Origin of the sequence: Rhizobium sp. LjRoot98 (genome assembly GCF_964252935.1) — a bacterium.
Taxonomy (GTDB): Bacteria; Pseudomonadota; Alphaproteobacteria; order Rhizobiales; family Rhizobiaceae; genus Pararhizobium.
This window is the reverse complement of record NZ_CAXUPW020000001.1, coordinates 1,166,690-1,189,476: the sequence shown is the minus strand read 5'-3', so window position 1 is coordinate 1,189,476 and position 22,787 is coordinate 1,166,690. Positions and strand designations below refer to the sequence as shown.

General features: G+C 59.2%; 23 protein-coding genes. 12 read left to right on the top strand and 11 right to left on the bottom strand.

Annotated features, from left to right (window positions below; all coding sequences use genetic code 11):
• The first annotated feature begins 42 nt into the window (after positions 1-42).
• The 5 genes from galE to ACSQ3J_RS05850 all read left to right on the top strand — a co-directional run bounded on the left by galE (position 43) and on the right by ACSQ3J_RS05850 (position 4,996).
• The gene (gene galE, locus ACSQ3J_RS05870) at positions 43-1,035 is read left to right on the top strand and encodes a UDP-glucose 4-epimerase GalE (RefSeq protein WP_060500546.1); all 993 of its coding nucleotides are present in this window, start codon (positions 43-45) and stop codon (positions 1,033-1,035) included.
• A 319-nt stretch (positions 1,036-1,354) separates the two neighbouring features.
• Positions 1,355-2,125: a glucose-1-phosphate cytidylyltransferase gene (gene rfbF, locus ACSQ3J_RS05865; RefSeq protein ID WP_060500545.1), complete on the top strand. Its 771-nt coding sequence runs from the start codon at positions 1,355-1,357 to the stop codon at positions 2,123-2,125.
• A complete protein-coding gene (gene rfbG / locus ACSQ3J_RS05860; protein WP_060500544.1) occupies positions 2,125-3,210 on the top strand; it encodes a CDP-glucose 4,6-dehydratase in 1,086 nt (361 codons plus the stop codon). The genes rfbF and rfbG overlap by 1 nt, the downstream gene beginning before the upstream one ends.
• Positions 3,207-3,770, top strand: a complete 564-nt coding sequence (locus ACSQ3J_RS05855) for a dTDP-4-dehydrorhamnose 3,5-epimerase family protein (protein ID WP_060500543.1) — start codon at positions 3,207-3,209, stop codon at positions 3,768-3,770. The genes rfbG and ACSQ3J_RS05855 overlap by 4 nt, the downstream gene beginning before the upstream one ends.
• Positions 3,767-4,996 (top strand): class I SAM-dependent methyltransferase, encoded by a 1,230-nt coding sequence (locus ACSQ3J_RS05850; protein WP_060500542.1) that lies wholly within the window; start codon positions 3,767-3,769, stop codon positions 4,994-4,996. Before ACSQ3J_RS05855 ends, ACSQ3J_RS05850 begins: the two co-directional genes overlap by 4 nt.
• 100 nt (positions 4,997-5,096) lie before the next feature.
• On the opposite strand, the gene ACSQ3J_RS05845 is transcribed toward ACSQ3J_RS05850, so the two are convergent.
• A complete protein-coding gene (locus ACSQ3J_RS05845) occupies positions 5,097-5,402 on the bottom strand; it encodes a chorismate mutase family protein (protein WP_060500541.1) in 306 nt (101 codons plus the stop codon).
• Positions 5,403-5,573: 171 nt separating this feature from the next.
• On the opposite strand from ACSQ3J_RS05845, the gene ACSQ3J_RS05840 reads away from it, so the two are divergent.
• From ACSQ3J_RS05840 to ACSQ3J_RS05820, 5 genes are all read left to right on the top strand, one after another.
• Entirely contained in the window at positions 5,574-6,791 is a 1,218-nt protein-coding gene (locus tag ACSQ3J_RS05840) for a glycosyltransferase family 2 protein (RefSeq protein WP_060500539.1), read from the top strand.
• A gap of 126 nt (positions 6,792-6,917) precedes the next feature.
• Positions 6,918-7,634, top strand: a complete 717-nt coding sequence (locus ACSQ3J_RS05835) for a WbqC family protein (protein ID WP_060501362.1) — start codon at positions 6,918-6,920, stop codon at positions 7,632-7,634.
• On the top strand, positions 7,631-8,356 hold the full coding sequence (locus ACSQ3J_RS05830; protein WP_060500537.1) for a class I SAM-dependent methyltransferase: 726 nt from the start codon (positions 7,631-7,633) through the stop codon (positions 8,354-8,356). The genes ACSQ3J_RS05835 and ACSQ3J_RS05830 overlap by 4 nt, the downstream gene beginning before the upstream one ends.
• 22 nt (positions 8,357-8,378) lie before the next feature.
• Positions 8,379-9,374, top strand: a complete 996-nt coding sequence (locus ACSQ3J_RS05825; protein WP_060500535.1) for an ATP-grasp domain-containing protein — start codon at positions 8,379-8,381, stop codon at positions 9,372-9,374.
• A complete protein-coding gene (locus ACSQ3J_RS05820; RefSeq protein WP_060500533.1) occupies positions 9,371-10,060 on the top strand; it encodes a metallophosphoesterase family protein in 690 nt (229 codons plus the stop codon). Before ACSQ3J_RS05825 ends, ACSQ3J_RS05820 begins: the two co-directional genes overlap by 4 nt.
• A gap of 118 nt (positions 10,061-10,178) precedes the next feature.
• On the opposite strand, the gene ACSQ3J_RS05815 is transcribed toward ACSQ3J_RS05820, so the two are convergent.
• The 10 genes from ACSQ3J_RS05815 to ACSQ3J_RS05770 form a co-directional block, all read right to left on the bottom strand.
• Entirely contained in the window at positions 10,179-10,943 is a 765-nt protein-coding gene (locus tag ACSQ3J_RS05815) for a cephalosporin hydroxylase family protein (protein WP_060500532.1), read from the bottom strand.
• A 74-nt stretch (positions 10,944-11,017) separates the two neighbouring features.
• On the bottom strand, positions 11,018-12,172 hold the full coding sequence (locus ACSQ3J_RS05810) for a DegT/DnrJ/EryC1/StrS family aminotransferase (protein WP_060500531.1): 1,155 nt from the start codon (positions 12,170-12,172) through the stop codon (positions 11,018-11,020).
• Positions 12,169-13,296, bottom strand: coding sequence for a hypothetical protein (locus ACSQ3J_RS05805; RefSeq protein ID WP_060500530.1), 1,128 nt, complete (start codon positions 13,294-13,296; stop codon positions 12,169-12,171). Before ACSQ3J_RS05805 ends, ACSQ3J_RS05810 begins: the two co-directional genes overlap by 4 nt.
• A 326-nt stretch (positions 13,297-13,622) precedes the next feature.
• Positions 13,623-14,627, bottom strand: a complete 1,005-nt coding sequence (gene cydB, locus ACSQ3J_RS05800) for a cytochrome d ubiquinol oxidase subunit II (protein WP_060500528.1) — start codon at positions 14,625-14,627, stop codon at positions 13,623-13,625.
• Positions 14,617-16,035: a cytochrome ubiquinol oxidase subunit I gene (locus ACSQ3J_RS05795; RefSeq protein ID WP_060500523.1), complete on the bottom strand. Its 1,419-nt coding sequence runs from the start codon at positions 16,033-16,035 to the stop codon at positions 14,617-14,619. Before ACSQ3J_RS05795 ends, cydB begins: the two co-directional genes overlap by 11 nt.
• A gap of 540 nt (positions 16,036-16,575) precedes the next feature.
• On the bottom strand, positions 16,576-17,745 hold the full coding sequence (locus tag ACSQ3J_RS05790; RefSeq protein ID WP_060500521.1) for a M20 aminoacylase family protein: 1,170 nt from the start codon (positions 17,743-17,745) through the stop codon (positions 16,576-16,578).
• A gap of 1 nt (position 17,746) precedes the next feature.
• Positions 17,747-18,586, bottom strand: coding sequence for an ABC transporter permease (locus ACSQ3J_RS05785; protein ID WP_112834483.1), 840 nt, complete (start codon positions 18,584-18,586; stop codon positions 17,747-17,749).
• The gene (locus ACSQ3J_RS05780) at positions 18,583-19,311 is read right to left on the bottom strand and encodes an ABC transporter permease (protein ID WP_060500520.1); all 729 of its coding nucleotides are present in this window, start codon (positions 19,309-19,311) and stop codon (positions 18,583-18,585) included. The genes ACSQ3J_RS05785 and ACSQ3J_RS05780 overlap by 4 nt, the downstream gene beginning before the upstream one ends.
• 164 nt (positions 19,312-19,475) lie before the next feature.
• Positions 19,476-20,258 (bottom strand): transporter substrate-binding domain-containing protein, encoded by a 783-nt coding sequence (locus ACSQ3J_RS05775; RefSeq protein WP_060500518.1) that lies wholly within the window; start codon positions 20,256-20,258, stop codon positions 19,476-19,478.
• A 28-nt stretch (positions 20,259-20,286) separates the two neighbouring features.
• Positions 20,287-21,060, bottom strand: coding sequence for an ABC transporter ATP-binding protein (locus ACSQ3J_RS05770; RefSeq protein ID WP_060500517.1), 774 nt, complete (start codon positions 21,058-21,060; stop codon positions 20,287-20,289).
• Between the two features lie 210 nt (positions 21,061-21,270).
• Here ACSQ3J_RS05770 and ACSQ3J_RS05765 point away from each other — a divergent pair, with 210 nt between their 5' ends.
• Both ACSQ3J_RS05765 and ACSQ3J_RS05760 read left to right on the top strand, forming a co-directional pair.
• Positions 21,271-22,149 (top strand): dimethylarginine dimethylaminohydrolase family protein, encoded by an 879-nt coding sequence (locus tag ACSQ3J_RS05765; protein ID WP_060500515.1) that lies wholly within the window; start codon positions 21,271-21,273, stop codon positions 22,147-22,149.
• Positions 22,146-22,775, top strand: coding sequence for a TetR family transcriptional regulator C-terminal domain-containing protein (locus ACSQ3J_RS05760; RefSeq protein WP_060500513.1), 630 nt, complete (start codon positions 22,146-22,148; stop codon positions 22,773-22,775). The genes ACSQ3J_RS05765 and ACSQ3J_RS05760 overlap by 4 nt, the downstream gene beginning before the upstream one ends.
• The last annotated feature ends 12 nt before the right edge of the window (positions 22,776-22,787 follow it).

Below are 22,787 nucleotides of genomic sequence, written 5' to 3'. Positions count from 1 at the left end.
ACGGGTTTTATCCCGCTCACTTGAACAGCGCAGGAGCAGGCAATGGCGGTATTGGTAACGGGCGGCGGCGGTTATATTGGCAGCCATATGGTCTGGGCGTTGCTGGACGCCGGCGAAGGGGTCGTTGTCATCGACCGTCTGTCGACCGGTTTTCGTTGGGCGATCGCGCCGGAAGCCCGTTTCTACGAAGGTGATATCGCCGACGCGGCCCTGATGCGGCAGATTTTTGCCGAGAATGACATCGATTCCATCATTCATTTCGCCGGCTCGATCGTCGTGCCGGAATCGGTCGCCGATCCGCTCGGCTATTACGAAAACAACACGGTCAAATCCCGCAGCATGATCGCCAGCGCGGTCGAAGCCGGTATCCCTTATTTCGTGTTTTCTTCGACGGCGGCGGTCTATGGCACGCCCGACGTGTTGGAGCCGGTGACGGAGAGCGTCAATCTCAAGCCGGAATCGCCCTACGGCTCATCGAAGCTGATGACCGAGATCATGCTGCGCGATACGGCTGCCGCACATACGTTTACCTATACGGCCTTGCGCTACTTCAACGTCGCCGGTGCTGATCCGAAAGGCCGGAGTGGACAATCCTCCGAACTTGCCACGCATCTGATCAAGGTTGCCTGCGCCACCGCGCTCGGCAAGCGCTCCTCGATGAGCGTCTTCGGCACGGATTATCCAACCCCGGACGGCACCTGTGTGCGCGACTATATCCATGTCTGGGACTTGGTTCAGGCGCATCTGAAAGCCTTGCAGCGCATGCGCGCCGGCGGCGGTTCTCTGGCGGCCAATTGCGGGTATGGTCACGGGTTCTCGGTGCTTGAGGTGCTGGATGCCGTGCGCAAGGTGCATGGTGCGGACTTTGCTGTCACCTTCTCGGAACGGCGCGCAGGCGACCCGGCGATGATCGTCGCCAACCCGGCCCTGGCCAAGCAGGAACTCGGCTGGGTACCGCAATATGATGATCTTAACGGTATCATCCGCAGTGCGCTGGATTGGGAATTGCATCTGATGCGGAAAAATTCCTTCTAAGAATACCTAAGAATACAGACGCTTCCATGTTTTAGGACGCAAACCTCGGGCCGCCAGCCGCAAAGCCGGGCGGCCTCTCCAGTTTGACGACAGTTTCACCCTCTAGGTTACCGGTCAGAATGGACTGATTGGACCTCGAGCATGATGGAATTTCCGCGCTTTAAAAAACCTCCAACCGCAAGGCTTGAGGCTCTGCTGTCGAAGGCACCGCGTGGCTCCGGTTCTGCTCCATCACCGGCCAACCGCAATCCTGCTCCCTCTCGCCAGGCCATCGCGGACATTGTCTGCGCTCGTCTGAACTTCTAACGGGGAGGAGCGGATGAAAGCAGTTATTCTTGCCGGCGGCCTTGGGTCGCGCATCGCCGAAGAAACCCATCTGAAGCCAAAGCCGATGATCGAGATCGGCGGGCGGCCGATCCTCTGGCACATCATGAAGCTCTACTACGCTCACGGCGTGCGTGATTTCATCATCTGCTGCGGTTTCAAGGGCTATGTAATCAAGGAATATTTCGCCAATTATGGCCTGCACATGTCGGACATTACCTTCGATCTGTCGCAGAACTCGATCGAATTTCATCGCCAAAGCGCTGAAAACTGGCGCGTCACGCTGGTCGATACCGGTGAAAACTCGATGACCGGCGGCCGCCTGAGGCGCGTTGCACCTTACCTCAGGGACGAAGAGGCCTTCTGCTTCACCTATGGCGACGGTGTCGGCAATATCGATATCGGCAAGACCATTGCTTTCCACAAGAGCCACGGCAAGCAGGCGACCGTGACCGCCGTGCGCCCGCCGGCGCGCTATGGCGCGTTGCAGCTGGAAGGCACCGAGGTTCAGGGCTTCATTGAAAAACCGGAAGGCGAGGGCGGCTTCATCAACGGTGGCTTCTTTGTGCTTTCACCCCGCGTCATCGGCAGGATCGACGCGGATCATTCAAGCTGGGAAGGGGACCCATTGGTGGGGCTGGCCAAGGACGGCGAGCTGCAGGCGTATTTCCATGAAGGCTTCTGGCAGCCGATGGATACGCTGCGTGACAAGAACCATCTTGAAAGCCTGTGGCAAAGCGGTGCCCCACCCTGGAAAATCTGGTGATGACGATGACACATGACTTCTGGCGCGGAAAACGGGTGCTTGTCACCGGACATACGGGCTTCAAGGGCAGCTGGCTGACGCTGTGGCTGCGCGAACTGGGCGCCGAGGTTTCGGGCCTCTCGCTGGCGCCGCAGACCGACCCTTCGCTGCACCTTTTGCTTGGCGGCAGTATGGATGGCCCCGGCATCATCGATATCCGCGACCGCGATGCGGTGACGCATCATGTGCTGAAGACCAAGCCGCAGATCGTTTTCCATCTGGCGGCGCAGGCTCTGGTGCGCGCCGGTTATCGCAATCCGGTCGAGACCTATGACGTCAACGTCATCGGCACTGCCAATCTGCTCGATGCCCTGCGCGTCTCGGAGGGTGTGCGCTCGATCGTCGTGGTAACCACCGACAAAGTCTACCACAATGCCGAGACGGGCCTTGCCTTCATGGAGAGCGATCCACTCGGCGGCCACGATCCCTATAGCGCCAGCAAGGCGGCAGCTGAAATCGTCGCGGCAAGCTATCGCTCTTCGTTTTTTGCAGCCCGCAAGATCGGTCTTGCCACGGCGCGCGCCGGCAATGTCATCGGCGGTGGCGACTGGGCGGAAGACCGGCTGATCCCGGATGCTGTGCGGGCCTGGCAAGGGGGCGAGACATTGCAGGTGCGCCGTCCGCGTGCCGTGCGCCCCTGGCAACACGTGCTGGAGCCGCTCGGCGGCTACATGGGATTGGCTGAGCGCCTATGGCAGATGCCGGATGGAATCGAGAGCTACAATTTTGGCCCGGATCACGGTGAGGCAGCATCTGTGGGTGCTGTCCTCAGGATGGCCGAGCGTCACTTCGGTGGCGGTGCAATGATGCTTGGCGATGGAACAGACGGGCCGCACGAAGCGGGCTATCTGGTGCTCGACAGCGCCAAGGCGCGCGCCGATCTCGGCTACCAGCCGCGCTGGCGCCTGACGGAAACCGTCAAACGGACGATGGAGTGGTATCGGGCGCAAGGGCAGGGCCAAGCGGCTCTTGATCTCTGCCTCGGCGATATCCGCGATTTTGCCGGGCTTGCCACGAAGAACGAACTTTTACGGGCGGCCGGATGAGTGCGCGGTTCACGGCGCACGCAACGCCTCTTCAGGGGCTTTCCGTCATCAGCCGCAAAACCCTTTCGGATGACCGGGGCTTCCTGTCGCGGCTGTTTTGCGAAGAAGACCTCGCGGCCTTTGGTTGGCAAGGGCACATCGCACAGCTGAATGAGACCGGTACGCTCTACAAAGGCACGGTTCGCGGCATGCACTTCCAGCGCCCGCCGCATGCGGAGATCAAGCTCGTTACCTGCACCCGTGGCCGCGTTCTCGACGTCGCCGTTGACATCCGGACGCACTCGCCAACCTTTCTTCAGCATTTCGTCGTCGAACTGTCGGAAGACAATGCCTGCTCGCTGCTGATTCCGAAGGGTTTTGCCCACGGCTTCCAGGCCCTGACCGATGACGTACGGATGATCTATGCCCATTCGCGGCCCTATGCCGCCGATGCGGAAGCCGGCTTCCATCCGCAGGATCCGGCGCTCAACATCGACTGGCCGCTGCCGGTCATCAATCTGTCGCCGCGCGATGCGGCGCATCCGCTGCTGTCGCCGGACTATCGTGGAGTAGCCGTATGAAATGCCGTCACTGCGGATCGACGCATATGGTGCCCTTCCTCGATCTGGGGACCGCGCCACCCTCCAATTCCTACGTCAATGCCAATGAGCGGCACCTGCCGGAGTTCTGGTATCCGCTGGTCATCCGCTGCTGCCAGGAATGCCGCCTAGTGCAGACCGAGGATTTTGCCGATCGCGAAACGTTCTTCTCCTCGAGTTATGCCTATTTCAGCTCGTTTTCGACCTCCTGGCTCGATCACGCCAAGCGTTATGTCGCCGACATGCAGGCTCGCTTCGGCCTCACCGAAGCCTCCCATATCGTCGAGGTTGCCGCCAATGACGGCTATCTGCTGCAATATGCGAGGGAACGCGGCATCGGTTGCCTCGGCATCGAGCCGACGGCCAGCACGGCGAAGGCGGCGCGGGCGAAGGGTATCGAGATCGTCGAAGAATTTTTCGGCTCTGAACTCGGCGAAAGGCTTGCAGCCGAAGGCCGTTCGGCCGATTTGACCGCAGCCAACAATGTTCTGGCGCACGTGCCCGACATCAACGATTTCGTTGCCGGTTTCGCCCGTCTGCTGAAGGAGAACGGCGTCGCGACCTTCGAATTTCCACATCTGCTCAACATGGTGCGAGAGGCGCAGTTCGATACCGCCTATCACGAACACTATTCCTATCTGTCGCTGACATCGGTCAGCCGCGTGTTTGAAGCTAACGGTCTGTCCGTCTTCGATGTGGAGACGACGCCCTGGCATGGTGGTAGCCTGCGCGTGTTCGCGCAGCGCAGCGATACCGGAAGACATCCAGCCGCAAGCTCGGTGGCAACGATGCTCGCTGAAGAGCAGGCTGCCGGCATGTTGGATGATCGCTTCTACACGGATTTCCAGGAAGCGGCGCAAACCGTGCGTGACGGTTGCCTGACCTTCCTGATCGAGAGCCGCCGCCAGGGGTTGAAAGTCGCGGCCTATGGCGCTGCGGCCAAGGGCAACACACTGATCAACTTTGCCGGTGTCAAACCCGATCTCCTGTCCTTTGTCGTAGACAGGAACCCCGCCAAGCAGGGTCTGCTTCTCCCTGGCAGCCGCATCCCGGTTGTCACGGAAGAGTTTCTCAAAGCCGAAAAACCGGAAAGAGTGGTAATACTGCCATGGAATCTTCAGGCCGAAATCAAACAGCAACTTTCGTATATCAGCGATTGGGGTGGCAAGTTCGTAACGGCGGTGCCGACGCTGACGGTGCATCCGTAGCTGAGGGTGTCATCGCCGCTCTGCCGGATGTCGCGGACGATGCACCGGCCAAGAAGGCGGATACGGCCAGCATCAAGATCGGCTGAACGCCGGTTTGCGGCTATTTCCCGCTTTCCCCGAGGATAACCAACTCATGTTCGATCGAATGCTGGATCAGGCGCGCCCAGAGGTTCTCGTAGAAGTCCGGATCAAGCCCTGCCTGCTCGGCATTGCGGCGCGCGTTCAGCCGGACTTCGTCGACGCGTGAGGGGATGTCGGCCTTGAGCCCTGCCGGCTTCTTGATCTCCGCAGCGCGGCCGATATAGCCCCAGCGCTCTTGAAAAAGTGCGATCAAGGCCCGGTCAATCCGATCGATCTCGACGCGAATCTCTGTCATCGAGGCGCAGTCTGCCGGACGTTTCTGCATGCGGGTCTCCGAGTGTCTTTCACGGCGTTGCTGTATCGCAAGGCCGCATGTGACGCTGCTTATCAAGCCATCCCACTCCTGAAAAGCCGAAAACCCGACAGGTGGCCAAAGGGTCGCGGGCAAGCTTCGCGAAAGGCGTTGCCGCTAATGTACGGCAAACGGAGAAATTTCATGTTCGCCCAGCCGAAACTGACGATTTGTGTACCTTCGCGTAACCGCCAGCGATATTTCCAGGAAACGATCAGAAGTCTGCTGGTGAATATGCGCACGGATGTCGAGTACATTTTCGCCGATAATTCTGATGACGTCTCGATCATGAACGGTTTCATGGAGGAAATTGCGGGAGATCCGCGGGTAAAGTACCTGCCCTCTGTGGGCCGTGTCCTCTCCATGGTCGAAAACTGGGACCGTTGCGTCGAGATGGCGACTGGCGAATTCATCTGCATGATCGGTGACGATGACCATGTGGACGTAAATGTTGTGGACCTGATTGCCAGAACACAGGCCCAGCATTCCAGCGTCGATGTCTTCGTCTGGAACCGGCTGAGTTACAATTGGCCGGATAACCGGGCGAAGCGGTGCAATGTTACCATTCCCTTGAAAACCGAAGTTCACAAAATTCCGCGCTCCGCCCTGTATCGGGAATTTTTCTCCTGGAAAGGGGAGGCGGGGACGCCGAACATGGCCTTCGGCTTCTATCACGGTGCTGTCTCCATGCAGGTCATGAACAAGATCAAGGCCCGCTTCGGAGGGAAATATTGCGAGTATCCGACCGTCGATTTCGACAACGTCTGCAAGGTTCTCGTAACGGCGGAACATTTTTTCTACTCGGAACGGCCGTTCTCGGTGCTGGGCGCCTGCGTCGAAAGCAACTCCGCGAAAATAGGACAGGTGGTCGATGCCAAGGAGCGGCATGCACTGTTTATGAGCGAGGTTGGCAGGAACATCGATGATGATCCGCATATGAAGACGTTCCCATTTCCATCATCTCTCGGTCTCGCCGCTTGTATAGCCCAAACCCAGAATTGGTTCCTGACCACTTACGGCTATAAGCCGATCCCAGGATGGGAAACCAATTTTGCTAAAGCTTGTGGGATCAGTTGCGGCATGATGGATGATTTCGCGGCTTATGAAGCCGTCGCGGAAGGGTATAGAGCCGTTTTCAGCCGTTGGAAGGGCGGAAAATATCTACCGGACTTTGTCCCGGTAGATTACATCCCGGTAAGCGACGCTAAACTGTTCTCGGGGGTCACCAACGATAGTCTCGTGATCGATGAGGATATTGGTGGCGTCCAGACCCCAGCGGAATTGTATCAACTGGTAGAGCAGCTAATCGCACCACAGCACGAACTCACGTTTAAATCGCAGGAGCGTTTTAGGGCGGCTTGAGGCGATGTCGTAGACAGCCTCAAGAAAGGCGTCGGGACTCGTTTGCGGGCTGCCTGATTACCTTGGTTGCTGCAGCCTATGACGGTGTACCAATGCAACAACATATGCACAATGTTTGAACGGGTCATGAACCGTACCATCGTTATTTCACAGTCGATGTACTTTCCCTGGGTGGGTCTGCTGGAGCAAATCCGCCTGGCGGATGTCTTTGTTCATTATGATGATGTGCAATATTCCAAAGGAAGCTTCAGCAATCGTGTTCAGGTCAAGGGGATCAACGGCATTGGCTGGATGACGCTGCCGCTGCGCGATTATCATCTTGGTCAACGGATTGATGAGGTGATGCTCGACGACCGGATCGATTGGCGTTCCAAGCATCGCGAAATGCTGCGCCAGGCCTATCGCAAGGCGCCTTTTCGCGACGAGATGCTCAACCTTGTGGATCGCGTCTTTGCCGACGAAGCGGCAACGGTGGCGGATGTTTCGCGCCGGTCGATGATGGAGCTTTCCGTCTATTTCGGACTGGACAGGCCGAGGTTTCTCTCTTCGGACACGCTCCCGATTCCAGGCGCAAGCAGCGAGAGGGTCTGCGATATAGTCGACTATCTTGGCGGAAACATCTACGTCACAGGGCACGGTGCACGGAAATATCTCAATCATGAACTTTTCGAGGAGAGAGGCATCTCAGTCGAATACATGCATTATCAGCGCACGCCCTATCCGCAATTGCACGGCGACTTCACACCTTACGTCACCGCTTTGGATCTCGTGGCCAATCGTGGCCCGCAGGGCGTCACCGTGATTCAGTCAGGAACAGTCGGTTGGAAGGAATTTATGCAATGAAAACAGAAAATCTCGATGCTGTTGCAACCGAGTATCGCCCGGATGCCGCAACGGCGATCGAAAACGATCTTATCCTCAACTGGTATCCCGAACGCATCATCCGGCGGTTCGGTTCGGTCGGCTCCATCCTCGAGCTAGGGATCGGCCATGGTTTTACACCCGGCCTTTTCAACGCGGCCTGCGATCGCCACGTCATCATCGAAGGGTCGCAGTTCGTCATTGATCAGTTCAAGGCGAAAAGCCCGGATTTTGCCGGCGAAGTCGTTTTTTCCTATTTCGAAGAGTTTGAAACAGAAGAGCGGTTTGACGTCATCATCATGGGGTTCATTCTCGAGCACGTGGATGATCCGGGCATGCTTTTGGAGCGCTTCAAGAGGTTTCTGAAGCCGGGCGGACGCATCTTCGTGGCCGTTCCGAACGCCAAATCAATGAACCGGCGGCTCGGCGTCGAGCTTGGCAAGATCGACGACATCTACAGTCTGAATGCCAATGATCATGCTTTCGGCCATAAAAGGCAATATTGCCGGGATACGCTCAAGCATGAAGTGCAGAGCCGCGGCTACTCCGTCAGCTTAGAGGAAGGCATCTACCTTAAACCCTTGCCACTTGGCGTCCTGAAGACACTCCCCGATTTCCAGGAAAATCTCGATGCTATGCTGCGCGTTGGGATCGATTTCCCTGATCTCTGTGTGGCGCTTCTGATGGAAGCCCGGCCTCAATGAACATGATCAGCCAGGTCGGGATATGCCAAACAGCGCAGTGAAAAAGCCCGGCGACACGATCGCCGTCGTGGTGACAGCGGTCGGTGCGCTGATCGGACAGGGGATCATTCGCTCACTGCGTTTGTCGGGGCTTCCGATGCGAATCATCGGTGTGGACCGCGATCCCCACGGTATCGGGCCTTATTGGTGCGACGTGTTCTTTGCCAAGCCAGTAGCTGATGAGAGCTCAGACACATATCTCGACTTCTGGAAAACTCTGCTGGCAGATGAAGGCGTCGATCTTGTCCTGCCCGGGCTGGAACTCGATGTCCTGTTCTTCAGCCGAAACCGGGCAGCATTTGCGAATATGAATGCCCGCATCGTGCTTAACGACCCCGACGTTATCGAACTGGCGCAGGACAAGTGGGATTTCGGACTGGAACTGCAGCGGCTCGGACTATCCGTCATTCCGGCATTGCTCGGCGCTGGCTGGGCAGAATGTGTCCGGGATCTCGGCCTGCCGCTCCTCCTCAAACCTCGACAGGGCAACGGTTCGCGCGGTATCGCGCTTCTGCGCGACGAGGACGACTTTAACTACTGGAGCGGCAAGAGCAGGGACGCATTCCTGATCCAGAAATTCATCGGGAGTGATGAGCAGGAATTTACCGTCGGTGCTTTCGGATTTGGCGACGGCACGGCGCTGATGCCGATCATCTTTAAGCGAAAGCTGTCGGTTGCCGGCAATACCCAGTATGCCGAGGTTGTCGATCACCCTGTCCTTGCTGAGGCAGTGACCCGGCTTGCAGCAATCTTCAAACCGGTCGGGCCGACGAACTACCAGTTCCGCATGGACGGCGAGACGCCTTATCTTCTGGAGATCAATCCGCGTTTTTCCAGTAGCACGTCGCTGCGGGCAGCTTTCGGGTATAACGAGGCTGCCATGTCGGTTGAATATTATCTGTGGGGTAAGAGACCGCCGCTGCCCGAGATCCGCCTGGGACGTGGCTGGCGTTACTATGAAGATCTTGTGGTGACATGATCGCGATCATTTCGGACGTTCACGGTAATCTTCCAGCGCTGAAAGCGGTGCTGGAAAAGATAGATACACTTGGCTGCGAAACGGTCATCTCGCTTGGTGATGTCGTTGGATATTATGCTCAACCCGGCGAATGCGTTGACCTGCTGCGCGATCGAGGCGTCGTCAATATCCTCGGCAATCATGATCATTACATTGTCAGCGGCGAGGGCTGCCCGCGCTCGAAACTGGTCTCCGACATTACCGAGTACCAGCGCGGCATCATTTCGCCGGAGCAAATCGCTTGGCTCGCGCAGTCGCGTTCCTACATCATCGACGGGGCGATCTATTTCATCCACGGAGGCTGGCAGGACCCGGTCGATCAGTATCTTTATGCTATTGCCGAGACGGATATTCCCGTGGAGGCCGAGACGTTCTTTGCCGGGCATACCCATGTACAGGTTCTGCTCGACGTGAACGGCAAGACGTTCTGCAATCCTGGCGCCGTCGGGCAGCCGCGTGATGGTGATCCGCGCGCTGCGTTTGCGACGTTCGAGGATGGACATATAGAGTTGCGCCGGGTCGAGTACGACATCGATGAGACTGCATTCCACATGAAGGAAGCAGGGTTCGAGGCGAGATTCTACGAAAACCTTTACATCGGCGCACAGATCGGCGGCAGGATCGACAGGATTACGCTCGCCGTCTGATTGCGGCGGATGGCGAGGATCCTGGCCATTCCCCTTGCCCCAAATTTACGGTACAGGCATGCAAAGGCCTGCGTTCTGCACCAACAGAACGCAGGCCTTGAGCAATGAAGACTGCGTGTCAGGCGGCGTCGGGTAGACGGATGCAGTATCCGCCCGGAGACGATGCCAACACGAGCTTCCCGTTGATCACTGGATCGGCCTGGAAGCGGTCGTTTTCCTGGAGATAGTCGTTGACGGCAGTCAAAGGATCGTTGCCTCGGAACCAGGATTTCGAGCGTTTTTTCGGAGACTGTTCTTCTTCCACATGCCCAACGGCCGTATCGGCGACCACCAGATAGCAACCGGGCGTCACAAGGGGACCATAGGCGCGGCATTCGGCCAGCACGTGGTCGTAGGAATGGTCGCTGTCGAGAACCACCATGACCCTTGCACCGTCAGGGATGAGATCACGGACGGCCTGCAGGGTGCTGCCGTCGACGGAGCCGCCTTCGATAAGCGCGATACGGCTCGCCATCGGATGGGTCTCGATCGCGTCGCGGTTATGGGCGCGGATGTCGATATCGACGCCGATCACCTTGCCCTTGTCATTGCCGGTCATCGCCAGCAGAGAGGCCATGAAGATCATCGAGCCGCCGCGCGCGACGCCGGTTTCGATGATGATGTCGGGCCGGGTGTTCCAGATGATCTCCTGCGTCGCCATGATATCGGCCGGCAGCTGGATAATCGGTACGCCCATCCAGCTCCAGAGATAGGAGTAATCGTAGGTATCCAGCGCAATCATCGTATCGAGCGACTGCTTGAAGAGTTGCGTATCCTTGCCAAGCGCCAGGCACATCTCCTGCTTGTGCGCTTCAAATTCCTGGCGATCGTCTTTGGTTGTCATGGAATGCGGTACCTTTGTCATTCAAGACGGCTGTCTGGGGCCGTGTGGCCGGCGGCGGGTGATGCGCCGATGTTTCAAGCGGATTTCGCCAGGGGTGGTTCGCCGGCTGCCCGGCTGTGGATGAGGCTGACGATGACATCGGTTACTCGTCCGATCTCGCCTTCGGTCATGTCATGATAACTCGGTAGATTGATGGCCCGTTCCGGGATATCCCAGGCATGCTGGTTGCTGCGCTGCTCCTGAAACATTGGCAGGCTGGTCAGCGGATGGAAGAACACGCGCGCGTCGATATTGGCGGCGCTGAAAGCCTGCTGTAGCATTTCGCGGGTGATACAGATGTCGCGGTCGAAGACGGCGGTGGGCATCCAGGCACCGTTGATGGTGCCGGTGTTTTCAGGGTTGAGGCTGATGCCCTGAAAGGCATTCAATTTTTCGGCATAACTGGCCAAAATCTCGCGCTTGCGGGCGATCAGGCCATCGACGCGTTCAAGCTGAGCACAGCCGAGTGCCGCCTGGATGTTCGACATCTTGTACTTGAAGCCTATATCATCCGGCCAGAACTGCTTTTTCTGGTAGCGGGCGCGGCCGTGATTGCTGAGCGTCAGTACCTTTTCGAACAGGGCGTCGTCGCTGGTGACGAACATGCCGCCTTCACCCGTCGTCAGTGTCTTGGTGCCGTGGAAGGAGAAGGTTCCGAACGTACCCATCGATCCGGCGCGGCGGCCGTGCCATTCGGAACCGATCGCTTCGGCCGCATCTTCGATGACCGGAATACCGTGACGGTGGCCGATATCGAGAAGCCGGTCCATGTCACAAAGATTGCCGTAGATATGGGTGGCGATGATCGCTTTGGTCTTTGGCGTGATGTGGCGCTCGACTTCGGTCGGGTCGATGCACCAGCTGTCAGGGAGGATATCGACGAAGACCGGCGTGGCGCCGAGATGGACGATCGGGGCCGCCGTGGCAATCCAGTTGGTATCGGCGAGAATTACCTCGGCGCCTTGCCCGATGCCAAGGGCTGCCAGGCCCATGTGCATCGCGCCGGTGCAGCTCGATGTGGCGATCGCATGGCTGACGCCAAGGTGTTGGCGAAAACCGTCCTCGAAACGAATGATGTAGTCGTAGCAGCGGTCCCCCCAACCATTGGTGGCGGCGTCGGCGGCGTAGGCAACTTCTAGCTCGGTAATCGAGGGCCTGGTATAGGAGATTCTCGACACGGTCGGGTTCATGCGGCCTTGGTGTCCTTGCTGTAAAGGGCGCCTCCACAGATCAGCTCGACCGGCGCCATCATCAGTCTGACTGTCGTATAGAATTCCGTGGCGTCGCGTGCGCCAGCAACGAAACGATCGATCAGCAGTACACCGTCATGCAAGCCACGCCGGTGATCCTTTTGCCGTACCTCGTGGAATTCGGGACGGAAAAACGGCGCGAGATGGCCGCCCTCGAACTCTTTCAGCGCAGCGAAATAGGCGTTGCCCTTGTTCTTGTAGGCCTCGCGGCTGGTTTCCATCATGCAGTCGATCATCAGCGCACGCACAAAGGCTTCGCCGCCGCCGGACCAAGGCGTATCAAGCTCGCGCAGTACATGAAACTGCACCTCCGCCACTGCTCCGGCGATACCTAGGCCGGAATGGAAGGGGAAATTCCAGGGATGAAGCGGCGGCTCAGCGCTAAATGGGACGAGGTTGATGGCCGACATCGGTCTGGCGCAGAAGGCCAGTTCATTGGCAAACAAAAGAACCTTGGCCGCCCATTCATATTGCGGTACCGGCGTCGACCAGTCCTGCAGCTCCGGTAATTGCAACAGTGCATCCAGAAGCGACCTGCGGATCGCCGCATGATAGAGGCCGAACGGCATTTTCGGGCTGTTGAGGCTGTTTTCCCAGTAGAAAAAAGCCTTCAGCATGATGGTCTTGTCGAGTTTTTCGATGTGGTAGCTGGCCGGAATGGCGACCGAGCTCGCGTTGCCGGGCTCAGCATGGCGATCGATCTGAAAGGCATTCCATGCGAGCGCATCGACATTGGGCGACGTCGTTTCAAGGAAGGCGACCATGGTTGCGAGGTCGCTTTCGATGACGTCGCCAGGATTGACCAATGTCACCCAATCGCCTTTGGTGGCCGAGACGGCGTGGCGCCAGAGATGCTGGCGGGTTGAGCCTGCGGCGACATCGGCAATCACGATCGGCGCACTGTCGGCGGCAAGTTCGGCAATGGCGCCTGGGAGCGCGACATCTGCCGGTTTTGCGATAACGATCTCGAAATTCTCGCTGGGTTTTTCCAGCAGCAGCGTCACCAGCGGCAGCACATCCTGCGTGGCGGTTTCCACGGGAATGCAGATCGAGAGTTTGGTCATGGCTTGCCTCGTGACGTCAGCGGTCCTTGCCGGACCATCACTGCCGTGACCAATCCGGAAAATGGTCACATCAGCAGACAAGTACCTTCTGCGAAGAGGAGGGTGCGGTCCTGTCTCTCGGCGGAAGCCATTGCCTGCTGACGTGTGGTTTAGGGATAACGCAGGAAACTTGAGCGAAGCTTTGCATGGAGAGGCAGGATGCACGGCGCGTTATGCGCCGAGCGAGAGTTTGATGGCAAAGCCGATGATGGTGACGGTCAGAACGCCCAGAAACCACAGGCCGACGAACCACAGGAGCTTTTTCGAAACGCTATTTTCGTCCGGCATCAGTGATAGCCCTCTTCCGGATCCATCTTGCCGCGGAACACCCAATAGGCATATCCGCTATAGATCAGGATGATCGGCACGAGGAAGGCCGCCCCCCACAACAGGAAGGCCAGGCTCGAGTCCGGCGCTGCCGCATCCCAGATGGTCACCGATGGCGGTACCATATAGGGATAGAAGCTGATCCCGATGCCGGCAAAGCCGAGCACGAAAAGCCCCAGTGCGGCCAGGAACGGCTGGACATCACGCTTGCCGCGAATTCCCATGAGCAGCAGCGCAAAGCAACCCAGCACCAGCACCGGCACAATGAAGCTGAAGATCGCAGTCGGCCATTTGAACCAGCGCTCCAGGTAGATCGGCTCGAGGAACGGCGTCCACAGGCTGACGATACCCATGGCGGCGACGGTGGCAAAGCATGTGCGCAACGCGATCCTGCGGGCTTTCTCGGCCAACTCGCCGGTGGTCTTCATCACCAGCCAGGTCGAGCCGAGAAGCGCGTAGCCAATCAGGATGGCAAAACCGGTGGCGATGGAAAACGGCGTCAGCCAATCCCACCAGGCGCCGGTATAGGCACGGTCGGCCACCGGGATACCCTGCACCAAGGCGCCGAGTGCCACGCCTTGCGCGAAGGCTGCAACCATCGACCCGCCGGCAAAGGCCCAGTTCCACAGGAACTCGCCGCGTTTGGTGCGCCAGCGATATTCGAAGGCGACACCGCGGAAGACGAGGCCCAGCACCATGGCGATGATCGGCGCGTAGAGAGCAGACAGGATGACGGAATAGGCCAGCGGAAACACCGCCATCAGCCCGCCGCCGCCGAGCACCAGCCAGGTCTCGTTGCCGTCCCAGACCGGGGCGACGGAATTCATCATCACGTCACGGTCGCGTTTTTCCGGAAAGAACGGGAAGAGGATGCCGATACCGAGGTCGAAGCCGTCGAGGATGACGTAGGCGAGCACCGCAAAGGCGATGATGGCAGCCCAGATGAAGGGAAGATCAATGGCCATGATGTGTGCTCCCATGGGTATGTCCGGTCGCGGGTCCTGGCATGATGCCCGAGGTCCTGATCGGCCCGTCGTCAAGATCGGGCATTGGATCGCGTGGCAGGCGCTTCATCAGCCGCAGGATATAGAAGGTGCCGGAGCCGAAGACGAAGAAATAGACGACGATGAAGGCGATCAGCGAGGCGGCGACGGCAGGCGCTGCGACCGGCGAGATCGAGTCCGCCGTCAGGAGCTGGCCATAGATCGTATAGGGCTGGCGGCCAACCTCGGTGGTGATCCAGCCGGCGAGCACGGCGACAAAACCGGCAGGCCCCATCAGGACGGCCGCCCGATGCAGCCAGTCGGCGCTGTCGAGCGTACCTCTGAACCGACACCACAGGCTCCACAGCCCGATGCCGAGCATGGCGAAACCGATGCCGACCATGACGCGGAAGGACCAGAAGACGACAGCGACCGGCGGCTCGAGATTGTCCGGGATAGTATCGAGACCGGCAAGCGGCGCGTTGAGGTCATGCTTGAGGATGAGGCTCGAAAATTTCGGGATCTCGATCGCGTAATCGATGCGCTTCTCCGCCGTGTTCGGGATACCGAACAGGATCAGCGGCGCGCCGTTGGGATGGCTGTCGAAATGCCCTTCCATCGCCATGACCTTGACCGGCTGGTGTTCCAGCGTGTTGAGGCCGTGGAAGTCGCCGGCCATGATCTGGATCGGTGCGACGATGGTCGCCATCCACATGGCCATCGAGAACATGGTGCGCGAGCGGCGCGGCGCGGTGTTCTTCAGGAGGTGCCAAGCGCCGACGCCGCCGACGACGAAGGCGGTGGTGAGGTAGGCGGCCAGCACCATGTGCACGAGCCGGTAGGGGAAGGATGGGTTGAAGACCACTTTCCACCAGTCGAGCGGAATGAACTGCCCCGCCTCGTTCATGCCGAAACCGGCTGGCGTCTGCATCCAGGAATTGACGGCAAGGATCCAGGTGGCCGAGATCAGCGTGCCGAAGGCGACCATGAAGGTGGCGAGGAAATGCAGCTTCGGTCCGACCCGGTGCAGGCCGAACAGCATGACGCCGAGGAAGCCAGCTTCGAGGAAGAACGCGGTCAGTACCTCATAACCCATCAACGGCCCGATGATCGGCCCGGCCTTGTCCGAAAAGACGCTCCAGTTGGTCCCGAACTGGTAGGACATGACGATACCCGAAACAACACCCATGCCGAAGGCGACGGCGAAGATCGTCTTCCAGAAGTTGAACAGGTCCATGTAGACCTGATCCTTTTTCCACAGCCACAGCGCCTCGAGCACGCAGAGGAAACTCGCAAGGCCGATGGAGAAGGCTGGGAAGATGATGTGAAACGACACCGTAAAGGCAAACTGGATACGGGCGAGCAATGTCGCGTCAAAACTCTCGAACACGGTACAATCCTTTCGAGGGTCTGGCCGCCGTCTCTTGGCCTGTCCGTTCGCCACGGTTTGTCCCCGGCCGTGGCGGATGAGCATGGCGCCGAACCCTTGCGATCATAGTCTGGCTCAATGCCGCAAAAAATCAATGACATCGTTGCAACCATGATGTCACACTGCGACAATCGCCCACCTGCGGCATAGTTGCATCGGCCAGATTCAGGCCGCAGATTCTTCATCCGTTGTCGGGGAGCTTGAGGGTGGTCGTCCTGAAATGCGACATCCGTAAAATTTTAACAGTCGTTTTAAGCGGCCTGAAAATCCTGGCGGCTATGGTCGGTGTATCGAAGAACGAAGCCTGCCGAACGGTCCCGTTGCACGATGCCAACTGTGTCTTTGCCGGGTTTCGATCCTGATGGCCTGCACCACCCGTCAAATCTTTGCGGTCGCGTGCAGGCCCGATCTTTCGACTGATCGTTTTTGGCGATCGACTGCTTACACTGTCCCGACTTGCCGCAGGAATGTCCCTTCCTGCGGCTTTTTCTTTTGGACCGGTTAGGGCCGGGCGAGATAGGCTTCCGCCAGCTCGGTCCAGAAGGCGGCGCCGATCGGAAGGAGATCGTCGTTGAAATTGTAGCCGGGGTGATGCAGCGATTTTTCAGTTCCGGTGACGCTGGAGCCGAGGAAAAAATAGGTGCCCGGCCGGTCCTTGATCATATAGGCGAAGTCTTCGCTGCCCATGAAGGCCCGTTCGAGATCGACAACCTTGTCTGCTCCGGCAAAGCGTATGGCGAGATCGCGGACGAAATCGGTTTCAGCCTTGTGGTTGATCGTGGCATCGTAGCTGCGGTTGTAGTCGACCGTTGCCGTCATCCCATAGCTTGCCGCCTGATTTTCGGCGATCAGCCGGATGCGGCGTTCCAGTTCGTCGCGCACCTTCGGATCGAACGAGCGGATACCGACGACGATTTCGGCTCGTTCCGGAATGATGTTGCTGGCCGAGCCGCTGTGGAACGACCCGACGGTGATAACGGTCGGGTCCATCGGGTGGATGTTGCGCGACACGATCGATTGCAGCGCCATGACGATCGATGCGCCGCAGACGATCGGATCGGCGGTTTCCTGCGGTTCGGCACCGTGTCCGCCAAGGCCGTGAACGGTGATCTTCGCTTCATCGACGGCAGCCATGATCGGGCCTTCCCGCAAAGCGAACTGGCCGAAGGGCAGGCCGGGCTCGTTGTGGAGCGCAAAGACGGCGTCACAGGGGAATTTGTCGAACAGGCCTTCGTCGATCATGATCTTGGCGCCGCCGAAATTCTCTTCCGCCGGTTGGAAGATGAGGTGCACGGTGCCGTCGAAATTCTTGCGCTCGGCGATGGCGCGGGCAGCGCCCAGCAGCATGGTCGTGTGGCCGTCATGGCCGCAGGCATGCATCAGGCCGGGTGTCTTCGACGCGTAGTCGAGCCCGGTTTCCTCAAGGATCGGCAGCGCGTCCATGTCAGCGCGAATACCGATCGAACGGTTGCTGGTGCCGTTCTTCAGCGTTGCCACAAGGCCAGTCTTTGCGAGGCCCCGCGTCACGGTATAGCCAAGGCCTTCAAGGCACGTAGCGACGAAATTGGAGGTGCGGACCTCCTCGAGCCCCAGTTCGGGATGGGCATGCAGATCGTGGCGGATGGCCACCAGTTCCGGCATCGCGTTGGTCAGGTTCACATTCAAGGTCATGTCAGGCACCACGGGTTGGTATGCGATTTTCAAGATAACGGAAGGCGAAGACAAGAATGCCCGTCAGGCACATGTAGATCAATGCCAGCAGCAGAAGCGGTTCGTAGGTGATATAAGTATCCTGCCGCACCTTGGAAATGACGGCATAGACGTCGATGACGGTGATGGTCGCAACCAGCGGCGTTGCCTTCAACTGTAGCACCGTTTCACCGTTGAGTGTCGGCAGCGCCCGGTGGATGGCGCGCGGTAGCCAGATGCGGCGAAACAGTGTCCAGCGGCTCATGCCATAGGCGCGCGCCGCCTCGATTTCGCCCGCGGGAACCCCGGCAAAGGCACCGCGCATGACTTCACCTTCATAAGCCGCAAACGAGATCGTCAGTGCCGCGACACCGTAGGGCCAGGATTCGCGCAGGTATGGCCACAGGAACGACTGGCGGATCGCCGGAAACTGCGGAAACAGCGAACCAAGCCCGTAGTACAGAAGCCAGAGCTGCAGCAACAGCGGCGTGCCGCGAATGATCGTGCAGAAACCCTTCGCCAGTGCCTTCAGCGGCCAGGGGCCGGTGACCTGCACAAGGCCGAGCGGGACGGCGAGAAGAAAGCCGAGGATCGCCGTGCTGAACAGCATGGCAAGCGTCACCAGAATTCCGTTGGCGAGCCGCGGCAGATATTGCGGGATCCAGTCCCAGCGCATGAACCAGACGATACAGAAGACCAACCCGGCCGCGATAGCGAGCAGGACGATGCGATGCGGCTTGAAGAAGCTGTCTGCCGCCGGCAGGTCTTCCGGCGTGATCGCCATGGCATGGGTGGTGACGTCGGTGGTGGGCGTCTCGGTCATGACTGCTCCACGAAGCCGCGCCGTGCCCGGCGCTCGATGATCTTGATGAAGAAGTCGGAGACAAGCGTCAGGATCAGGTAGAGCACACCGGCCGCGCAGAAGAACAGCAGATAGGCCTTGGTCGACCCGGCCGCCTGACGGGTGACCAGCGTCAGTTCGGAGAAACCGACGACGGCAAGAAGAGCCGTATCCTTGGTGGCGATCAGCCAGAGGTTGGAAAGCCCTGGAATGGCGTAGGGCAGCATGGCAGGCAGGGTCACCCGCGTCATCACCTTGGTGGGTGACATGCCGTAGGCGCGCGCCGCCTCGATCTGGCCTGCTGGCACGGCCTTGATCGCGCCGCGCAACACCTCGGTCGTATAGGCGCCTTGCACCACACCGATGACGAAAATGCCGGCGACCAGCCCGCTGATATCGACCTCACCGATTCCGACGAGGCTCAACACATAATTGAGGGCGTCGGTGCCTGCGTAATAGAGAAGCAAGATCAGCACCAGTTCCGGCACGGCGCGCACGATCGTCGTGTAACATTCCATCAGGTCGCGGGTGATCGGGCCGCCATAAAGCTTGCCGCATGCACCGCCGATGCCGAGCAGCAGCCCGAACGCGTATCCGCCGATGGCGATCTGGATGGAATTCAGTAGGCCGCGCAACAGCACGCCACCCCAGCCGGGCGGTTCCAGTGCCAGAAGGCTCCAGTTTATGAAGGATACAGGATCGGCCATGAAACTTGGTCTTTGCCTCGGTGGTTGCCCCTCACCCTAACCCTCTCCCCGCAGGCGGGGAGAGGGGATGACGGAGTTTGCCGCAAGTTCCTTCTCCCCGTACAAACGGGGAGAAGGTGGCCGATAGGCCGGATGAGGGGCGTTGAGCCGCTCTGTCGGCCGCATCACTGCCCGTAAACGTCGAAGTCGAAATACTTCTTGGAGAACGTGTCGTAGGTGCCGTTGGCGCGGATTGCCTTGATGGCGGCGTTCAGCTTGGCCTTCAGCTCGTCCTCACCCTTGCGGATGCCGATGCCGACACCGGCACCGAGAATGGCCGGATCATCCTTGACCATGCCCTTCAGGTCGCAGCATTCCTTGCCCTGATCGCTTTTCAGGAATGCGCCGAGCGCGATGCTGTCGGCCTGGACGGCGTCGAGACGGCCGGCGGCGAGGTCGTTGTTGGCTTCGTCCTGCGTCTGATATTCCTTCACGGTCGCGCCGTTTTCACCGAAATACTTGTTGGCATAGACCTGGTGGATGGTCGAAACCTGAACGCCGATCGTCTTGCCTTTCAGACCTTCAGGTGTGGCTTCGAAGCTCTCGCTCTTCGGGCCGATGACGCCGGTCGGAGTGTTGTAGTACTTGTCGGAGAAATCGATGGTCTTCAGGCGTTCCTCGGTGATCGACATCGAACCGATGATCATGTCGATCTTCTTCGAGGTCAGCGCCGGAATGATGCCATCCCAGGCGACCGGCGTGATCACGCATTCAAGCTTGGCTTCCGCGCAGATGGCCTTCTCGAATTCAACTTCCCAGCCTTCCCAGTTGCCCGAGGCATCCGGCGAGGTGAAGGGCGGGTAGGGCTCGGCCGCGAAGCCGACCTTGAGGGGTTCGGCGGCGACGGCGCCGGCGGCAACAATGCCCAGGGCGAGCGACAAGGCGATGGTTTTGAGCGTCTTTTTCATGCTGTTCCCTTTTTTGGTTTTCGTGGTTTCAGTGGATGGAGCTGATGAATTTCTTCAGGCGTTCGGACCTCGGATTTCCAAAGATTTCGTCCGGCGTTCCCTGTTCGTCGATGACGCCATCGGCGAGGAAGACGATGTGGTTGGCAACGTTGCGGGCAAACTTCATCTCGTGGGTGACCAGGATCATCGTGCGCTTTTCCTTGGCAAGATCACCGATGACCGTCAGCACCTCACCAACGAGCTGCGGATCAAGCGCTGAAGTCGGCTCGTCGAACAGCATAACCAGCGGCTGGATCGCCAAGGCCCGGGCGATCGCCGCCCGCTGCTGCTGGCCGCCGGAAAGGAAGGCCGGATAGGCATCGCGTTTCTCGAACAGGCCGACGCGCCGCAAAAGCGCTTCGCCGGTGGCCGTGGCCTCGTCCTTGGATTTGCCGAGCACATGGATCGGAACTTCGATGACGTTCTGGAGGATGGTCATGTGCTGCCAGAGATTGAAACTCTGGAACACCATGCCGAGCTGGGTGCGCAGGCGCTGCACCTGTTTGCGGTCCGCGGGCATCAGGCCGCCGTGACCGTCTTTCTTCATGGCGATGGTTTCGCCATGCACCGTGACCGAACCGGATGTCGGCAGTTCCAGCATGTTGATACAGCGCAGGAAGGTCGATTTGCCCGAACCGCTGCCGCCGATGATGGCGATGACGTCGCCTTCATTTGCAGTCAGTGAAACGCCCTTGAGCACTTCGAGCGGCCCGAAACGTTTGTGGAGGTTTGTGACCGCAATCGCCTGGGCTGGTTTCGTCATGAAAAGTCTGTCCTGTCGAGACAGGTCGCCAAATCTGAACGCATGAAAACAGTTCCCCTGTTTAGTCTGTCGTGCGGCATTTTTGCCTGTCACGCTGTTCCATGAAGCGCATCGTGGCACTTGTGCAGAAATTATTCAACCGTATAATAATTTCGACGCTGCTTTTTTGGCAGCCCCGCCAGATGAATGATTTTCCAACAGGAGTAGACGATGACGGCTTATGGTTCGCAGGAAATGTCGGCCAATCTGACACGCGTGCTGATGCGCCGGCCAGGCGCCAGCCTTGCCGCTGCCGATCCTGCGAAATGGCACTATGGCCCCACCTTTAACGGCGAGAAGGCCGTGCACCAGTATACGGAATTTGCGCGGCTGGTGGAAAAGTCCGGTGCAGAAATCCTCTGGCTGGAGGACAAGGGCGATGGTCTCGCCGATGCCATGTTCACACATGATCCGTCGCTGATGTCCGATCATGGCGCTATCCTCCTGCGCATGGGAAAGCCGCTGCGCGAAAAGGAAACAGCGCTGCACGAAGCGGCCTACAAGGCGGCCGGCATCCCGATCCTCGGCCGCATCGTTTCACCGGGAACCGTGGAGGGCGGCGACTGCATCTGGCTCGATGCCGAAACGCTTGTTGTCGGCCGCGGCGTACGCACCAACGAGGAGGGCATCTCCCAGCTGACGGAAATGCTCGCTCCGCACGGCATCACCGTGCTGGGTTACGACCTGCCGCTCTGGCATGGCGAGGAAGCCTGCCTGCACCTGATGTCGGTGATGAGCCCGCTGTCGCGCGATCTGGCGCTGGTGTTCGCGCCGCTGTTGCCGGCGTCGTTCTACCAACTCCTGAAAGAATGGGGCATCACCCTGATCGAGGCGCCGGCCGACGAGTTTCATGCCAGCAACGGTTTGAGCCTCAACGTGCTGCCGGTCCGGCCGAACGAAGTCATCATGGTCGCCGGTTTCCCCAAGACCAAGGCGGCGATGGAAGCGGCGGGCTGCAAGGTCGAGACCTTCGAGGCTGACGCGCTGTGTATCGCCTGCGAAGGCGGCCCGACCTGCCTGACCCGGCCGGTCCTGCGGCGAGCCGCATGAGCCGCCGGACGTTCCATCGCGCACCGGAGGGAGAGCGGCGGCAGGAGTTGATCGAGGCAACCCTCGATACGATTGCCGAGCTTGGCCTGCGCGGTGCGACCGTCCGCCAGATCGCCATCCGGGCCGGCGTCACCGCCGGTCTCGTACGGCATTATTTCGCGTCCAAGGACCAGATGGTGGAGGAGGCCTATCGCTCGGTGCTCGCCACATTTGCGGCCAAGGCATCCGATGTTTCGGGCGATCCGGGAACACGGCTGAAGCGTTTCATCACGCTCAACCTGACGGCGCCGGTTGCCAATGACCGCAGCCTGTCGCTCTGGGCGTCGTTCATCAGCCAGGTCCGGCTGGATCCGGAGCTTGCCGCCATCCACCGCGAAGGCTATCTCGGTTTCCGCAATGATTTGCAGGGCTTGATCGGCGATTTCCTGAAGGCGAAAGGTCGGCCGTCGGAGGAGGCAGATTGCCGCCGCCATGCGATTGCCATCAATGGCATGATAGACGGGTTGTGGCTGGAAGCCTGCCTTGCCGGCGAGCTTTTCGAAGAGGCCGAGCTTGTGGCAATCGCATTGTCGTCGAGCGAGGCCCTGTTGGGATTGCCGTTTGGCAGGGATGCCGCAATATTTTGACTGAGGGCAGGA

Coding starts and splice junctions, on each gene's coding strand:
- cydB (WP_060500528.1), bottom strand. CDS start 14,627: ATGGCCATTGATCTTCCCTTCATCTGGGCTGCCATCATCGCCTTTGCG.
- ACSQ3J_RS05790 (WP_060500521.1), bottom strand. CDS start 17,745: ATGACCTTGAATGTGAACCTGACCAACGCGATGCCGGAACTGGTGGCC.
- rfbF (WP_060500545.1), top strand. CDS start 1,355: ATGAAAGCAGTTATTCTTGCCGGCGGCCTTGGGTCGCGCATCGCCGAA.
- ACSQ3J_RS05830 (WP_060500537.1), top strand. CDS start 7,631: ATGAAAACAGAAAATCTCGATGCTGTTGCAACCGAGTATCGCCCGGAT.
- ACSQ3J_RS05775 (WP_060500518.1), bottom strand. CDS start 20,258: ATGAAAAAGACGCTCAAAACCATCGCCTTGTCGCTCGCCCTGGGCATT.
- ACSQ3J_RS05770 (WP_060500517.1), bottom strand. CDS start 21,060: ATGACGAAACCAGCCCAGGCGATTGCGGTCACAAACCTCCACAAACGT.
- ACSQ3J_RS05785 (WP_112834483.1), bottom strand. CDS start 18,586: ATGACCGAGACGCCCACCACCGACGTCACCACCCATGCCATGGCGATC.
- ACSQ3J_RS05840 (WP_060500539.1), top strand. CDS start 5,574: ATGTTCGCCCAGCCGAAACTGACGATTTGTGTACCTTCGCGTAACCGC.
- ACSQ3J_RS05805 (WP_060500530.1), bottom strand. CDS start 13,296: ATGACCAAACTCTCGATCTGCATTCCCGTGGAAACCGCCACGCAGGAT.
- ACSQ3J_RS05780 (WP_060500520.1), bottom strand. CDS start 19,311: ATGGCCGATCCTGTATCCTTCATAAACTGGAGCCTTCTGGCACTGGAA.
- ACSQ3J_RS05810 (WP_060500531.1), bottom strand. CDS start 12,172: ATGAACCCGACCGTGTCGAGAATCTCCTATACCAGGCCCTCGATTACC.
- ACSQ3J_RS05820 (WP_060500533.1), top strand. CDS start 9,371: ATGATCGCGATCATTTCGGACGTTCACGGTAATCTTCCAGCGCTGAAA.
- rfbG (WP_060500544.1), top strand. CDS start 2,125: ATGACGATGACACATGACTTCTGGCGCGGAAAACGGGTGCTTGTCACC.
- ACSQ3J_RS05835 (WP_060501362.1), top strand. CDS start 6,918: ATGAACCGTACCATCGTTATTTCACAGTCGATGTACTTTCCCTGGGTG.
- ACSQ3J_RS05825 (WP_060500535.1), top strand. CDS start 8,379: ATGCCAAACAGCGCAGTGAAAAAGCCCGGCGACACGATCGCCGTCGTG.
- ACSQ3J_RS05765 (WP_060500515.1), top strand. CDS start 21,271: ATGACGGCTTATGGTTCGCAGGAAATGTCGGCCAATCTGACACGCGTG.
- ACSQ3J_RS05850 (WP_060500542.1), top strand. CDS start 3,767: ATGAAATGCCGTCACTGCGGATCGACGCATATGGTGCCCTTCCTCGAT.
- ACSQ3J_RS05815 (WP_060500532.1), bottom strand. CDS start 10,943: ATGACAACCAAAGACGATCGCCAGGAATTTGAAGCGCACAAGCAGGAG.
- ACSQ3J_RS05760 (WP_060500513.1), top strand. CDS start 22,146: ATGAGCCGCCGGACGTTCCATCGCGCACCGGAGGGAGAGCGGCGGCAG.
- ACSQ3J_RS05845 (WP_060500541.1), bottom strand. CDS start 5,402: ATGCAGAAACGTCCGGCAGACTGCGCCTCGATGACAGAGATTCGCGTC.
- galE (WP_060500546.1), top strand. CDS start 43: ATGGCGGTATTGGTAACGGGCGGCGGCGGTTATATTGGCAGCCATATG.
- ACSQ3J_RS05855 (WP_060500543.1), top strand. CDS start 3,207: ATGAGTGCGCGGTTCACGGCGCACGCAACGCCTCTTCAGGGGCTTTCC.